The following is a 16,352-nucleotide window of genomic DNA, read 5'->3' as shown; positions in this document are numbered from 1 at the left end:
AGTGCACCTCTTTTATATGTATGAAAGTTAAATAAGTGAGCATAATACCTTATTTCTAAGTCGTTGAAAGTTGCGAATACCATAAGACATTCGTTTAATGACTTTCATTTTATTGTTAATCCCTTCTAAATAACCGTTAGTGTAGGGATAAATAAACGAATTGATGATTTCTTTCTCCCAGCTTTTAAAGGTTCGTTTCATGTACTGATATTCGTCCAGTCCTGATTCGTCAATCGCTTGATACAGTTGTTCTAAGTTCAACCTTACATTGCGTTCATTGCTTTGTGTCATCCATTTTTTAAAGACTTCTTTCACTTGGTAAGCTTTCTTTAAATCGGGGGACAACTCTAAATAATATTGCAGGAGCTCCTGTTCTCTTGTGGTTAACTTCTCTTTCGGTTTATGTAAGAGAAAACGTAACTTTTTCATCGATTTTCGATCTTTGTCTTGGAACGACTTTTGTACTCTCTTTCGTACTCGTTCAAGTGCCCAGAAGTTATGACGAGCATAATGGAATTTGTCCACGATGATAATTGGATTTTGAAAGAGTTGTTGAGCCAATATTTTATACGGCTGCCACATATCCATGACCACCATTTGAACACGATGAGTCGGTAAAGAACGAAAATAATCTTTTAGCGTGGACAACTTACGGTCTTGAATCACATCAAATACCTTGAAGCCTCGAGGGTCTCCGATGACACATTGATATTTTCCTTTTTCGGTTGTCCCCTTTTTTTAACCACTGAAACATCCAAGTTATATGTGAGGAGTCCTATTTTTCGTTATTATGAATTTTGGCTTCTCAATTCAACACGACGGATTTTTCCTGAATCTGTTTTTGGTAAAGATTGAACAAATTCAACTAATCTTGGGTATTTGTAAGGTGCAGTAAGTTGTTTAACATGATCTTGAAGTTCTCTAACTAAATGTTTACCGGCTTCAATTCCGTCTTTAAGAACAACAAAAGCTTTCACCACATTTCCCCGAATCGGATCGGGATGGGCAACAACCGCACATTCTTTTACAAATTGATGTTTCATTAACGCATCTTCCACTTCAAAAGGTCCAATTGTATATCCGGAACTAATGATCATATCATCGCTTCTTCCGACAAACCAATAATAATTATCCTCATCTTTATAGGCAAGATCTCCGGTTACAAAATAATTCCCTTTAAAAGCTTTTTCAGTTCTTTCGAGATCTTCGTAGTATTTGACAAAAAGTGCCGGGAAATCTTTTCGTAAGGCAATATTCCCTTTTTCACCTACTTTTACCGGCTTCCCATCTTCATCAACAATCTCCACAAATTCCGGCATAATCGGTTTACCCATTGATCCCGGTCTGATTTCCATTCCTTTTACGGTTCCGATGACAAGCGTACTTTCTGTTTGACCATAGCCATCACGAACCATGATATTAAATTGATTTTGGAAGATATCGATGACTTCCCGATTTAATGCTTCTCCGGCTGAAACGGCACTTTGTAAATGGGATAAATGATATTTCGATAAATCATGGACTTTTGCCATTAGTCGATATTCTGTTGGCGTACAGCAGAGAACATTCACTTTTTCTTGATCCAGTATTTTTAAATAGGTTTCCGGATTAAACCTGCCTAAATATACCAGCCCGGTCGCCCCCATGCCAAGTACAGAAAGGAAAGGACTCCACACCCACTTTTGCCAACCGGGGCCTGCAGTCGCCCAAACAATATCCCCTTCATGAATATCGAGCCATTGTGTCGCGGCAATCCGTAAATGTGCATATGCCCAACCATGTACGTGAACAACTCCTTTTGGTTGTCCGGTTGTTCCGGAAGTATACGTAATTAATGCATAGTCATCCCTTGAAGTTTCTACCTTTTTAAAAATTTCTGATTCATTTTCAGTAAGTTCTTCCATTTGCTTCCAACCGGGTACTGACTCTGAAAAAGTAATTTTATATTGTAAATTGGTCGCTTCATTTGTTATTTTGTCGATTTCTTCACAAAATGAAAAATAAGAAATGATTGCTTTCACTTTCCCATTATTCAGCCGAAAAAGAATATCTTGCGCCCGAAGTAACTCAGAACCCGGGATGATAACAAGACCGGCCTTCCAACAAGCAAAATAAATAATATAGGTCTCAATCATCCGCGGGACCATGATAAAAACACGGTCGCCCTTTTTTAAGCCTAATTTTTTTAAGGCATTTGCAAGTTTGTTGCCCCGTGCAATGAACTCTTCATAAGAAATTTCTTTCCGATCGCCATTTTGACTAATAAATTTCAAAGCAATTTTACTCGATTTATGTTTTTCAATTTCATCAATAATATTATATTTTGTAGGCGCAATTAAACTTTTCAATGTAATTGACTTGTTTTCCACCATTATTAATCACACTTTCTATTTAAATTAAATCGAATATGTATATTATACCTCAACATATTACTAAATGTTAGTACTAGGTAATAAATTTTTTCAAAAAAATTTTTCCAAATAAAGAAAACTCGGCGATTGCCGAGCCTTTAGGCGGTGGCAAAGCCGTAGTTCACCGAAAAAATATAAAATTTTTTCGGCTGCGATGTATTCCAGTGAAGCTTTCCTTATGCACTTATACTTAATTCTTAAAATTTCCCACTACGTCGAATTCGCTTCTTTTCTGGAAATTTATACTTTCTTAACGTATAAAGAAACTCGGGGGTCCGAGCTTTAGGTGAGAGAAGAGCACAGTTCAACGAAAAAATACCCTGGTTTTTCGATTCCGATAAAACGCTTCGTTGCTTTCCTTGTGCACTTTTCCTTCATTCTTTTAATTTCCCGTACCAAGCAAATTCTCTCTTTTGCTGGAAATTTATACATTCTTCATGTAAAACAAAAGGAGTCTGACCCCACATGATATCATTTTAAGGTTTATCACCATTGTACCGTGTTGGAAGTGAGTGTCAGACAGAACCAAATAGTATTATCAATAAATTTTCGTTATTCCTCTTCCCCATCTACAAGAAAATCCGGGTTTAATTCTTCAAACTCCTCATCGTCAATATCGAGATCCCAATCGTCATCTTCAAAATCTTCATCACTTAATCGGACAACTACTTTCGTTTCACCAATCAATTCGACTAAAAATTCGCGTTCGACCGTAACAACCAGTTTATTCCCATTCGGTGAAATGACTGCTTCGACACAATTCGGTTGTTGAAGTACTTGTACATTGACTTCTTTATCGGCAATGGTTTTGTCATCTTTATATTTTAATTTGATGACATCTTTGTATTCGACCCGATCAGTTGCAACATCCGTTTTCGTATTATCATTGCAGGAATACCAGCAGTTAATATCATAATGTCCACTTACTTCCACAGTTTTTCCGACTTTCTCCGCTTTATATGCATGGTTGATAATCCATGCACCAAGGATACTGGACGGAGCATGGTTTGGTCGGATTGTATGATTGGAAGTGGTATTTTTTCGCCCTTTCGCAACGACCGCTTTTGTAATAATCTCTCTTGTATTTCCCATGCGAGCGTAACCTCCTCAAGTTTTATCACTTCATCCTATGCGGGACAAAAAACCAGTGTGCGTAAATTTTCTTGGAAGTTCGTTTTCAAGGAAAATGACTAAAGGAAGAGAGGTTGGCAATTGTCTACCGGCAGTCGATACGAAGCAGATAAAATGATTAACGGAAGATTGAGTTTACACTGTTACGGGTGATCTTCGTTTTCCTTATTTCCGGTTATTTTTATTAAATGGGTTTCAGGCCTTGCTCCCAATCGTAACGGTAATTGCGTCGTTCCATATCCGTTGCTTATTAATAAGGTTGTTTCTTGTCCTTGATACAATTTCCCCTTTGGATATAGACCAAGCCCAAATAAACGGATTTGTCCTCCATGGGTATGACCGCTTAACAACAAAGAAATACGATGTTCTTTTTTTACATCATTCCAAATTTCCGGATTATGGCAAATAACAATTTTAAACGATTCCTTGTCTACAGGTTCTAAAACACTCTTCAAACAAATGTCCTGATATTTTATTTCACCGATCCCAATGATATATAATTTTTCCCCTTTATCTGATTGAAGCACTCGATAATCATTTTCTAAAACAGTGACAAAATTTTTATGGAAGATTTCCATCAATTTTGTTCGGTTCTTCTCATAGTCATTATTTCCCCAAATAAAGTAGATGGGGGCTATTTCATTTAGTCGCCGTAAGTTTTCTTCCGTTCTCGTATAGGGAACTCCTTTTTCTGTTAAATCACCGCCAATGATGACAAGATCAGCTTTCCCCTTAACTTGATCAATGATTTTTTCACTGATAAGACGTCGATGGATATCAGATATGAAAAAAATGTTGATTTCGCCAAAGGAAACGGGGAACGAAGGAAAAGATAACTTGTGTTTAATCATATGATTTTCTTGAGCGACTTTCCACATATACCAAAGGAAAAGAACCGGTAAAACGATAATAATAATCAATAAAATTTCCATAATATGTCTCCTAAAAAAGGCCTACCTCTGGAAGATAGACCCTTAATCGTTTATGTGTTTAACAGGATGGAAATATCCTTTTTATGATAAGTCTTGTGACATGACTGCTTTTTCACTCCGGACTTGTGCGCCTGTTTTACCTTGCAACAAGTCACCGTCAGTCGACAGAATAATTTCATTTGTAACTGTATTGGCAATTGTATTTGAAACCATTTGTAAAAGTTCATTTACTTCATATTGTGACTCTTTAAATTCCTGCACAATCGGAATTTCATCAATTTCCTTTTCCAGCGCTTCTATTTTTTCTTCGACTTGTTTCAAAGCTTTGATTTTTCCATAGTTTTGGAAGTTAACTGCTTGTTTTTGTAAACTTTTTATGCTGTTAATTTTTTCCCTAACCTTTTGATTTTCATTAATCTTTGCTTCCGCCCGCTTAAAAAAATTCACTTCTTCTGTCTCGGCGATCATTTTAGCCAGTTCCCTTGCTTTATCAATGATTTCCGTCTTTGTATATTTCCCCATTGTTTTAGCTCACCTCGATTTTTTCCTCAACCACCATTTCCCCGTTTAATGTCCATGTTTTTGCTTCCGTAATTTTTACTTTTACAATTTGACCGATGGCCGATTTTGGTCCGACAAAATTGACCAGTTTGTTTCTTCGCGTGTAACCGCTGAGTACTTCCGGATTGTTTTTCGATTCACCTTCAACAAGTACTTCGACGGTTTGCCCTTCCATTGCTTTCATTTTTTGTGCAGAAATTTCGTTCACTAAATCATTTAATCGTTGTAACCGTTCTTTCTTCACTTCCATCGGGACATTGTCCTTCATTTTTGCCGCAGGTGTTCCTTCCCGAGGTGAGTAAATGAAAGTGAAAGCTGAATCAAATCCCACTTCACGGTACAAGGATAACGTTTCTTCAAATTGTTCATCCGTCTCATTCGGGAAACCGACAATAATATCCGTTGTCAAGGCAACATCCGGTATGGCCGCTTTAATTTTGCGCACCAATTCCAAATAAGATTCCCGGGTATATTTCCGTCCCATAATTTTCAGCATGGAACTGGAACCGGATTGAACCGGAAGATGAATATGTTCAACAAGATTGCCGCGTTTTGCCAATACTTCAATTAAATGATCATCGAAATCACGCGGATGGCTGGTTGTGAAGCGAATTCGCGGTATATCAATTTTCCGCAGATCATCCATTAAATCACCGAAGCGATAATCGATATCTTCAAAATCTTTTCCATATGCGTTCACGTTTTGGCCAAGTAAAGTAATTTCTTTATACCCTTGGGCAGCTAAATGACGAACTTCTTCGATAATATCTTCCGGACGGCGGCTTCTTTCTTTCCCGCGTGTGTATGGAACAATACAATATGTACAGAATTTATCACAGCCGTACATAATGTTAACCCAAGCTTTAATGTTACCTTTCCGTGCCTTAGGAAGACTTTCAATAATATCGCCTTCTTTTGACCAAACTTCAACAACCATTTCTTTAGCCATATAAGCCTCATGTAAAATCTGCGGCAAACGATGGATATTGTGGGTACCGAAAATCATATCGACATGTTGATGTTTTTGCAAAATCCTGTTGACGACTGATTCTTCTTGTGCCATACACCCGCAAACCCCGAGAAGAAGATCCGGTTTTTCTTGTTTTAATGATTTTAAATGACCCAGTTCGCCAAACACTTTATTTTCGGCATTTTCCCGAATCGCGCAAGTATTGAGTAAAATGACATCGGCATCCTCGGTTGTATCGGTCGGTTCATAGCCTAATTCCATGAAAATTCCGGCCATTACTTCGGTATCATGTTCATTCATTTGACAACCATACGTACGGATATAAAATTTTCGACCTTCCCCCATTCCTTTTAATGGTTCCGGCACGTCAAAATCTTTAAAATAACCTACATTTCCTTTTGTTCGTTTCCTTGCATCCTTTAGGGAAGGCGGCATGTAGACAGTTTGAAAATATTTACTATAATCTTTTTCTCCGGCAGCGGATTTTTTGTCCGTTGGAGAAGCTTGTTTCACTTGTTGACTTTGTAACCGTTGTTGTTCGTTCATAATTAAACTCCTTTCAAGACCATAAAAACAAATCATATTCTTGCCACATCTGTTAAAACACATCTCTATTCAATTTATCATTATAAACGTTTATAAAGCAATTAACAATAAGATATAGTATGTAATGGGTGGTTATATGAAGACATGGAAGTTCCATAAAATAATCAAAACTCGGATAAGGTGAGATAAACTAAAGAAAACTCGTGCGTTCGAGCCGTGGGTTCACCGAAAAAATATAAAATTTTTTCTGCTGCGATGTATTCCCGCGAAGCTTTCCTTGTACACTTATGCGTAAGAAAAGTAGAAATTGAAACATTAGACAAAAATAGTCTGATTGCGTTAAACAACCAGACTTTTGTAAAAGGACCTTTTATAAATTTCAAAATGATGAAAGTATCATCACGATACAAGTTGAAAATGGTTTTAAACTGCTCTATCGAGGTTCTACAATCAACTTAATTGCTGTTCGTTCCTCCCCATCAATTTGAATATCGGTAAAAGCTGGAATACAAATCAAATCAACTCCGCTCGGGGCAACAAAACCTCTGGCAATGGCTACCGCTTTTACCGCTTGATTTAACGCACCTGCACCAATAGCTTGGATTTCTGCACCGCCCCTTTCCCGTAGAACTCCTGCAAGTGCACCGGCTACTGAATTCGGGCTCGATTTTGCTGAAACCTTTAATATTTCCATACTTTGTTCCTCCTTGAATCTCTCTGGTTTATTTTTTTCGTGGACTGACCTGCAAGTGTAAAACCATTCCATTGCTACTATATTCAAGGAGTCGAACCCTTATTCCAAGCTGAAACTGATTTTTAAATAATTTTTCTTTATCATACTTTCATCTAATTAAATAACCGCTGATCATCATTTAAAATCATCCGTTCAATATTTTCAGCCAATCGCGTTTTGTCATTGATTTCAACAACAACACCACAAAGTTGCGTCCGGCCATGTTTCGGAACGTCAAACCTTGACGGTAAATTTGTTAAAAATTTTCTTAACACCGTTTCCTTATTTACACCAAGTATACTATCATAAATACCTGTCATGCCCACATCTGTTATAAAGGCTGTACCCCCCGGCAAAACACGGTTATCTGCTGTTTGAACGTGGGTATGCGTGCCCACAACAGCACTGACACGACCATCCAAAAACCAACCCATTGCCTGCTTTTCACTGGTAGCTTCTGCATGGAAATCGACAAAAATATAGGGGGTTCGCTTTTTTGCTTCATTTACTAATTGTTCTGCTTTTTGGAAAGGACAATCAATTGGCGGTAAAAATGTCCTGCCTTGCAAATTTATGACGGCCAATTCAAATGAATTAATTTTCACATAAACGATCCCTTTCCCCGGATTGTTTTCGGGGAAATTTGCCGGTCTTATAAGATACTTCGCATGATCAATAAACTCAAAAATGTCTTTATTATCCCAAGTATGATTTCCCATTGTAATTACTTGTACACCCAATTCAAGAAATTGCCGATATATTTTTTCCGTAATCCCTTTTCCGGCAGCGGCATTTTCTCCATTTACAATAGTAAATGTTGGATGATACTTTACTTTTAACTTAGGTAAATATTCTGCTACTGTTTTTCGACCTGGTTCTCCCACCACATCACCAATAAAAAGAATTTTCATATTGTTTCCTTTCTTTTATAAAAAGTGTTTCATCTATTTTTATTTTGCCATATTATAATCGATACGAAGAATAAAGGAAAGGGACAAACCATGGATACGTGTCGATTATCTTCCTTTCTTGAAAACCATTTTTTAAAGGTGATTTCAAGAAGGAAGAAACACCACCAAGGAATGTCCCCTCCGTTTTATTTGGCATATTCGACTGCCCGGGTTTCCCGAATAACAGTAACTTTAATATGACCGGGATAGTCGAGTTCATTTTCGATTTTTTTCCGTATATCTCTAGCTAATCGATGTGCTTCTAAATCATCAATCATTTCCGGTTTTACAATAATCCGAACTTCTCTTCCTGCTTGAATGGCATATGATTTCTCTACACCATCATAGGATTCGGAAATTTCTTCAAGTTTTTCCAGACGACGAATATAGCTTTCTAAAGTCTCACTTCTGGCCCCAGGTCTTGCAGCCGATAATGCATCAGCGGCAGCTACTAAAACGGATATAACCGAAGTAGGTTCTGTATCACCATGGTGAGATGCAATGCTATTGATTACGACAGGATGTTCTTTATACTTGGTGGCAAGTTCGACGCCGATTTCAACGTGACTTCCTTCTACTTCATGATCGACAGCTTTACCAATATCATGTAGAAGTCCGGCTCTTTTTGCCAGCGTTACATCTTCTCCTAATTCAGAAGCCAATATTCCTGCTAATTGAGCAACCTCAATTGAGTGATTTAATACATTTTGACCATAACTGGTTCTGTATTTCAGTCGTCCGAGTATCTTAATTAAGTCCGGATGTAAACCATGAACACCAACTTCGAAAGTCGTTTGTTCTCCGACTTCACGGATATATTCGTCCACTTCACGTCTGGATTTATCGACCATTTCTTCGATTCTGGCCGGATGAATCCTTCCGTCTTGAACTAATTTTTCCAATGCAAGTCGCGCTGTTTCCCTTCGAATTGGATCAAAACCAGATAAGATTACTGCTTCAGGTGTGTCATCAATAATTAAATCAATACCAGTTAATGTTTCAAGCGTACGGATATTACGACCTTCACGTCCGATAATCCGACCTTTCATCTCATCATTTGGTAAATTGACTACAGATACTGTTGTTTCAGCGACATGATCAGCAGCACATCGTTGAATAGCCAGTGAGAGAATACTTTTTGCTTTTTTATCCGCTTCTTCTTTCGCACGATTTTCTGCATTTTTCACCATCTTGGCAATATCGTGGGAAAGCTCTTTTTCAACTCGTTCTAGTATGATGGATTTTGCTTGATCCAATGTTAATTTGGAAATTCGTTCAAGTTCTTCCTGTTGTTTTCGAACCATCTCTTCCACTTTGCTTTCCATCTGTTCAATATGCTGTTGTCTTTGATTTAGAGAATCCTCCTTTTTTTCCAATATCATTTCACGCTTGTCTAATGTTTCATCTTTTCGATCAAGATTCTCTTCCTTTTGCAATAACCGATTTTCTTGTTTTTGCAATTCGTTCCTTCGTTCGCGAAGTTCACGTTCAGTTTCTGTACGAAGTTTGTGAATTTCATCCTTTGCTTCTAACAGGGCTTCTTTTTTCAAAGAATCTGCATCTCGATTTGCATCAGCTAATATTTTTTCTGCAGCATCTTTTGCTCCTGCAATCTTCTGTTCAGCAATGGATTTTCGAATGAAATAACCAGCAACAACACCGACGATAAGAAGCAAAATGGAGATGATGATTTGCACTAAGTCCATCATTTCACCTCCTCTTGCTATGAACTTTACAATTTCATACATGTCGGCATGTACATTTTCAAAAAGTTTTTAATAAATAACGTCAGGTATGAAGAACCTAACATAAAGGCAAAATATTGCAATAAGCCAAATTTTATGCCAAAAACTACAAAAAAATTGTAAAATATACATTTTCATTGTAAAGGTGTGAATTTTCATTGTCAAGTAATAGAACGATTCCAAAAAAGGATGGAATAAAGTAAAACTTCCACTAGGGGAGTTTTTGATCTCCACAGATAGTTAGTTGCACTTATCTCCCTCCTCGTTCATCTTTATTTCCCTTAAGCAACAAGTGGAAGATTTATTGACCGTTTGTATGTTTTAACGAATCGAGTAGGAGGCTAGCCATTAATTGGTTAGCCGACCTCTCACACCACCGTACATACGGTTCCGTATACGGCGGTTCCAAGAGTTTACTGCCGTACAGACAAATAGTGTTCTAGGAAACTCTTGAACTTAGCTCTTTTGAAGAGCTTATTCGTCAGAGTTTGGCTCAGAATCTTGCTACCTGCAATTCGCCAGTAGCCTTTTCTTGTATTTGCCCACTCTAGTGCTTTCCAATGGTTAACACCTAATTTCCTAAGCCATTTATACCTCGTTCGGACTCTCTTCCAATTTTTCCAGGTTATCATTCTTATACGTCTTCGCGTCCATTCATCCGTTCTTTCCATGAGTTTCTTCATATCAGCTAGTTTAAAGTAATTCACCCAACCCACTATTTTCTGATTTAGCTTTTTCTTTCTTTCAGCCATGCTCATACCATTACTTCTGCTAGTGGTTTCGCGAATACTATCTTTCAGTTTTTGTACACTCTTGGGATGGACTCTGAAACGACACTTTCCACGATAAAGGTAAAATCCATATCCGAGGAATTTTATTCTTTTTATATGTGTTACTTCCGTTTTCTCTTGATTTACCTTGAGTTTCAGTTTCTTCTCAATGAAAGGAAGTATATGCTCATATGTTCTTTGCCCACTTCTTTTTGTTTTGCAGAAGATAATCAAGTCATCTGCGAAACGGACAAAACGATGGTTTCTTGCTTCTAATTCTTTGTCCAGCTCATTCAACATAACGTTCCCTAATAACGGACTTAACGGTCCTCCCTGTGGAACACCTCTGGTGTTCGATTCGAATACACCATTTGCCATAATTCCAGCGTTTAGGAATTTGTGAATCAAAGAGATAACTCTACCGTCCTTTATTGTTTTACTAAGAAGTTGTATAAGTAAGCTGTGGTTAACCGTGTCAAAGTACTTTTCTAAATCCATATCAACCACATAACGGTACCCGTCATCTACATGCTCTTTTAATCGTTGTAGGGCATCATGTTGACTTCTACGAGGACGAAAGCCGAAACTACCATCCGAGAATTGTCTCTCATAAATTGGGGTTAGCACTTGAGCAATAGCCTGTTGAATTAAACGGTCTACAACTGTTGGTATTCCTAACTTTCTCATTTTCCCGTTATCCTTTGGTATTTCAACCCTTCGGACTGGCTGGGGATGATATTTCCCTGCATAAATGGACCGGACTAATTCTTTCCCATTTAACCTTAAATAGCCTAGTAACTGGTCTACTGTCATCTTATCGACTCCACCAGACCCTTTATTACTTTTGACTCTTTTGTAAGCTTGATTAAGATTGTCAGGGGATAAAATTTTCTCCAACATTCCATCTTTTTTGTCTGTGACTGTTGGTGGCGTTGTTTTCAGTTATCCTCTGTACACTATGCCCTCTGTCATATCCTTCGTGTTCCGCACTATCTTTCCGACAGTAGGTTTCTGTTTGTTTTCTGCATTCTGGCATGTCTTCGGTAACATTCATTGACTGCCACCTCCTCTGGTTTCCCCTTCCTTCGGTGTCAAAGACACCTCCGTACTATGGTTCTGCTGACTTCTCACGACAAATCTTATTTCAACCGAGCTTCATACACTGTTTCCACTCGTCCGTGAGACCTCCCGCGGTAAGACGATTCACTTTCCTTCCATATACCTGCACCATTTACGCTCCCATGTCCGGGTAGTTTTCGGGCTTTGACTTGTTTAGCAGTCTCGCCCCATGAGATGCGCCTGATGATGTTCGTGTTCCTCAGGCCGGAATTTTGCCTCCAGCTTCCTTCAGATTCCACCTCACGATGGACACCCTTGCTCTTGGCTAATGGTTGGTTACTACCTACCCCCATAGCGGACTTTCACCGCCTAGTTAATCGCCATGCACGGCGCACTAAAAAAGACTGCCAATATACAGTAATCATATAGGCAGTCGCAAAAGTTTATTCTTCTAATTGAAGTTGTTCTTGATCCACAGCATCTTTTGTTTCAGGGCTTTCTTGCAGTAAATCCAGACCATAATGTTCACGAATTTTGTTCAAAACTTCCAGTTTAATTTTTGGATTTTCTTTTAGGAATAATTTTGCATTTTCTCTGCCTTGTCCAACCCTTTCTCCTTCATAGGAGTACCAAGAGCCGCTTTTTTGAATAATATCAAGGTCAGCGCCGATATCAATAATTTCTCCTTCCAGCGAAATCCCTTCACCGTACATAATATCAACTTCGGCAGTTTTAAATGGTGGTGCCACTTTATTTTTTACCACCTTAATTTTTGTTTTATTCCCAACCATATCATTTCCTTGTTTTAATTGCTCTGCTCTACGAACTTCAAGTCTTACGGTACTGTAGAATTTTAAGGCACGACCACCGGGGGTTGTTTCCGGATTGCCGAACATAATTCCAACTTTTTCACGGATTTGGTTAATGAAAATCGCAATGGATTTTGATTTGTTGATGGCACCGGATAGCTTCCGTAACGCTTGAGACATAAGACGTGCTTGTAAACCAACATGCGCATCCCCCATTTCCCCTTCAATTTCTGCCTTCGGAACAAGGGCGGCAACTGAATCAATGACGATGATGTCAACTGCACCGCTCCGTACAAGAGCCTCTGCAATTTCCAATGCCTGCTCACCTGTATCCGGCTGGGAAAGAAGTAATTCATCAATATTTACACCTAAGGCTTGCGCATATTTCGGATCAAGCGCATGTTCTGCATCGATGAAAGCTGCTTGTCCGCCCTGCTTTTGTACCTCTGCAATAGCATGCAAGGCAACGGTTGTTTTCCCTGAACTTTCCGGACCATAAATTTCGATAATTCGTCCTCTTGGATATCCACCTATACCCAGTGCGATATCTAATGCTAAAGAACCGCTTGAAACTGTGGAAACTTGGGTATCTGTTTTTTCCCCCATTTTCATGATAGAGCCTTTACCAAATTGCTTTTCAATTTGTTTTAACGCCTGCTCTAAGGCTTGTTGACGATCACTCACGCAATTTCCCCCTTCTATTAAATAGGCTATTAGTTTTGAAACCTATTAATACTATATACTTTTTTACTCAACTTGCCAAGTATTTTGTCGAACGTTCATTCGTCAGCTTTTAAAGGAAAGTTTTGCTGTAAAATCGTATTTTCTCCTTACAAAAATTACATTTTCAACTTGCTTTTTAACATGAAAATACTATTTTTATCAATTGTAATACTTTTCAATTAAAGAGGAAGTTCAAAAACACCTCACTTAATTGTACATCCTAATCTGCTATTTAGGAAGATTTATGGGAATACTATTAAAATAATTTAAGGTTGAATAGGTTACAATTAACTGGGCAGAAAAATTAAGGTTAAGTAAACAAAGAAACTTGGATATAAGGCTAACAAGCGATAACAGAACGATACAAGAAACTTTATGCGGAGAGACGGGCATGATAACATTGTCTGGAGAGCCGAAGTTTATGAAGTCTTGCTTCTTGGCAAGGAACTCATGCCCGTCGAGGGATGGACTTGGAGTGAGAAACTCCCTTTTTTGGCGATGAAAACCCACCCGTCATTGGGATGCGAAACTCAAGTAATCATTTTAACGAAACTCCCGGTAATTCGCACCTTTGCGCATTAAGGTATAAAAAAAAAGGAAGGTCAAGTCACCTTCCATGCATTTATTTTTTAAAGAGTAAATCCATTGCAGTTTGAAAATGATTTGTCGGCTGGTTGCATTGAAAATTTTCACAGACATAAATGGTCGGTTTCTCATTTATCATGGCATAGTCTTCAATAAACGGAGCAATTTCAGAGAGTTTGGCCTGTTCGTTCCTTTTTACAGCCATTAAAGAAATTTCGGGGTGGAAATTCTCCTGTATATGTTGGATAAAATCAACAACTTCTTTTGTTTCATTATCCATAACGATAACGACTTCTTTCATTGCTTGCTGTGATAACATTACAGACTGCAGCATCATTGCGTGACCATTGGGATAATCATGGATATCCTTACTGAAAACTTGAAACATTTGCTGGACCTTTTCTTCTAACGTAAAATCCCCGGTCAGTTTAGCCAGTCTTAACAATTGGCATGCAGCGACACTGTTTCCGGAAGGCAGTGCCCCGTCATATGACTCCTTTTGGTTGACGAGCAATGGCTCATCGTCGTTTCCGCTAAAGAAAAAGCCTCCCGCGTGATCGTCCCAAAATAAATCCATCATGTTGCCGGCCAGTTTTTTTGCTTCCTCTAAATAAAATGGAGCAAAAGTTGATTCGTACAGTTCAATATATCCCCACAATAGAAAGGCATATTCATCAATAAAAGCTTTATTTTTTACTTCGCCATCTCGGTATCTCACCATTACCCGGCCATTTTGAATCAAGTTGTCCCTGATAAAAGAAACTGCTTTTTCTGCAGACTGCACATAGGATGCTTGATGAAAAACACGCCCTGCTTTTGCGAGCGCTGCAATCATTAAGCCGTTCCATGCCGTTAAAATTTTATCATCACGGAATGGGCGAACCCGGTTTTCCCGATGTTGAAACAATCTTTGTCGTGCCGTTTCTAATTTTTCCGCTAACTCTGCAGAAGAAATCCTTTCCGATTTTGCAATCGATTCTAAATGACTTGTAATCAGATTGGGAATATTTTTCCCTTCAAAATTACCCTGTTTAGTAATGTCATATGCTTGGCAAAAGAGTGTGCCCAACTGTTCACCCAACACATCCTTCACTTCTTCCGGGGTCCAAACATAAAACTTTCCTTCCTCACCTTCTGAATCGGCATCTTCTGCAGAGTAAAACCCTCCATCCGGGTGAACCATATCACGTAACACATACTTGATAATTTCTTCCGTTATTTTTTTGTATCGGGAATTTTTCGTCATCCGGAAAGCATCGGTATAAGCCATCGCAAGGAGAGCGTTGTCATACAGCATTTTTTCAAAGTGCGGCACCAAAAATTTTTCGTCAACGGAATAACGAGAAAAACCATAACCAATATGGTCATAAATTCCCCCGCGTGCCAGCCCGTCCAATGTTTTTGTTACCATGTTAAGCGCTTCTTGATTTTCATAAAATTTGGCATACATAAGTAAAAATACGAGTGTATGCGGCATTGGGAATTTCGGTGCCTCGCCAAAACCACCGTATTGAGGATCAAAAGTTTGTTTGTAATATTGGAAAGCGTTATCAATTGTTTCTTTCGTTAAGGAAGTTTGTTCCCTTTTTTCACGGCTAAGCTCAAGCGCTTGTTTTACTTGTGCCCCTACATCCTTTATTCGATCCGGATTTTCGGTATATTGTTGATATAAATAATTCAGTACCTCTTTAAAGCCAGGCATTCCATAACGGCTTTCCCGCGGGAAATAAGTTCCGGTATAAAATGGAACTCGATCCGGCGTTAAAAATACACTCAACGGCCAGCCGCCATGCCCGTTCATCATTTGGCAAACGAGCATATAGATAGAATCAATATCCGGTCGCTCTTCCCTGTCCACTTTAATCGAAACAAATTTCTCATTGAGAATCTGCGCCACCTCTTCATTTTCAAAAGACTCCCGCTCCATCACATGGCACCAATGGCAAGTCGAATAACCAATACTAACAAATACCGGCTTATTTTCACTTTTTGCCTTTTCAAATGCCTCTTCACTCCACGGATACCAGTCGACCGGATTATAGGCGTGTTGAAGCAAGTAAGGTGATTTTTCATTGATTAAACGATTCGGGTTTTTGTTTTCACTCATTAAACCTCACCTACTTAGTTTTTAATCTATTCTTTATAACATAGTTTACCCGAAAATAATAAAATAGACATAATAATAAGTATTCATTGCGAAAAGCTAGGTAAAAATTTATATAGATTTTTGCACATTCTGAAATAAAAATAAAGTGGAAAAAGTAGCATATTATCCCAGATTATACGCAGTAATAATGCAAAATAGTAAGCTTTGCATCGCTTCCATAATAAAAAAGAAAAAGTCAAAGTATACGATTATGTAGATGAAAATGAAACTCTTTTAAAAGCCATGTTTGAAAAAAGATTAAAGACTTATCATTTAATGGG

At 38.3% G+C, this 16,352-nt stretch carries 12 protein-coding genes and 1 pseudogene; all 13 read right to left on the bottom strand.

Annotation, left to right across the window (positions count from 1 at the left end):
- Nucleotides 1-27: 27 nt before the first annotated feature.
- Nucleotides 28-708: pseudogene (locus tag NSQ14_RS08490) on the bottom strand (ISL3 family transposase); the annotation flags it as partial.
- Between the two features lie 80 nt (nt 709-788).
- A complete protein-coding gene (gene mbcS, locus NSQ14_RS08485) occupies nt 789-2,354 on the bottom strand; it encodes an acyl-CoA synthetase MbcS (RefSeq protein WP_346208527.1) in 1,566 nt (521 codons plus the stop codon).
- 609 nt (nt 2,355-2,963) lie between these two features.
- A complete protein-coding gene (cotE, locus tag NSQ14_RS08480) occupies nt 2,964-3,503 on the bottom strand; it encodes an outer spore coat protein CotE (RefSeq protein WP_034769951.1) in 540 nt (179 codons plus the stop codon).
- Between the two features lie 182 nt (nt 3,504-3,685).
- The gene (locus NSQ14_RS08475) at nt 3,686-4,474 is read right to left on the bottom strand and encodes a metallophosphoesterase (protein ID WP_231553315.1); all 789 of its coding nucleotides are present in this window, start codon (nt 4,472-4,474) and stop codon (nt 3,686-3,688) included.
- A gap of 81 nt (nt 4,475-4,555) precedes the next feature.
- Complete coding sequence (locus NSQ14_RS08470) at nt 4,556-4,996, bottom strand: RicAFT regulatory complex protein RicA family protein (RefSeq protein ID WP_034769950.1); 441 nt, start codon at nt 4,994-4,996, stop codon at nt 4,556-4,558.
- 4 nt (nt 4,997-5,000) lie between these two features.
- Nucleotides 5,001-6,551 carry a tRNA (N6-isopentenyl adenosine(37)-C2)-methylthiotransferase MiaB gene (gene miaB / locus NSQ14_RS08465; RefSeq protein ID WP_034769948.1) on the bottom strand — a complete coding sequence of 517 codons (1,551 nt, stop codon included), beginning with the start codon at nt 6,549-6,551 and terminating at the stop codon, nt 5,001-5,003.
- 433 nt (nt 6,552-6,984) lie between these two features.
- Nucleotides 6,985-7,245, bottom strand: coding sequence for a stage V sporulation protein SpoVS (gene spoVS, locus NSQ14_RS08460; RefSeq protein WP_033829016.1), 261 nt, complete (start codon nt 7,243-7,245; stop codon nt 6,985-6,987).
- 152 nt (nt 7,246-7,397) lie between these two features.
- Nucleotides 7,398-8,195 carry a TIGR00282 family metallophosphoesterase gene (locus NSQ14_RS08455; protein WP_346208457.1) on the bottom strand — a complete coding sequence of 266 codons (798 nt, stop codon included), beginning with the start codon at nt 8,193-8,195 and terminating at the stop codon, nt 7,398-7,400.
- 185 nt (nt 8,196-8,380) lie between these two features.
- Nucleotides 8,381-9,940: a ribonuclease Y gene (rny, locus tag NSQ14_RS08450; protein WP_034769944.1), complete on the bottom strand. Its 1,560-nt coding sequence runs from the start codon at nt 9,938-9,940 to the stop codon at nt 8,381-8,383.
- 452 nt (nt 9,941-10,392) lie between these two features.
- Nucleotides 10,393-11,649, bottom strand: coding sequence for a group II intron reverse transcriptase/maturase (gene ltrA / locus NSQ14_RS08445; RefSeq protein WP_346208456.1), 1,257 nt, complete (start codon nt 11,647-11,649; stop codon nt 10,393-10,395).
- Nucleotides 11,624-11,803 carry a hypothetical protein gene (locus NSQ14_RS08440; RefSeq protein ID WP_346208555.1) on the bottom strand — a complete coding sequence of 60 codons (180 nt, stop codon included), beginning with the start codon at nt 11,801-11,803 and terminating at the stop codon, nt 11,624-11,626. Before NSQ14_RS08440 ends, ltrA begins: the two co-directional genes overlap by 26 nt.
- Nucleotides 11,804-12,251: 448 nt before the next feature.
- Nucleotides 12,252-13,301, bottom strand: coding sequence for a recombinase RecA (gene recA / locus NSQ14_RS08435; protein ID WP_034769943.1), 1,050 nt, complete (start codon nt 13,299-13,301; stop codon nt 12,252-12,254).
- Nucleotides 13,302-13,962: 661 nt separating this feature from the next.
- A complete protein-coding gene (locus NSQ14_RS08430) occupies nt 13,963-16,032 on the bottom strand; it encodes a thioredoxin domain-containing protein (protein ID WP_034769942.1) in 2,070 nt (689 codons plus the stop codon).
- Between the last annotated feature and the right edge of the window lie 320 nt (nt 16,033-16,352).

The sequence above is a fragment of the Caldifermentibacillus hisashii genome (assembly GCF_039654145.1).
GTDB lineage: Bacteria > Bacillota > Bacilli > Bacillales > Caldibacillaceae > Caldifermentibacillus > Caldifermentibacillus hisashii.
The sequence above is the reverse complement of the archived record's forward strand: the minus strand, read 5'-3'. Positions and strand labels throughout refer to the sequence as shown.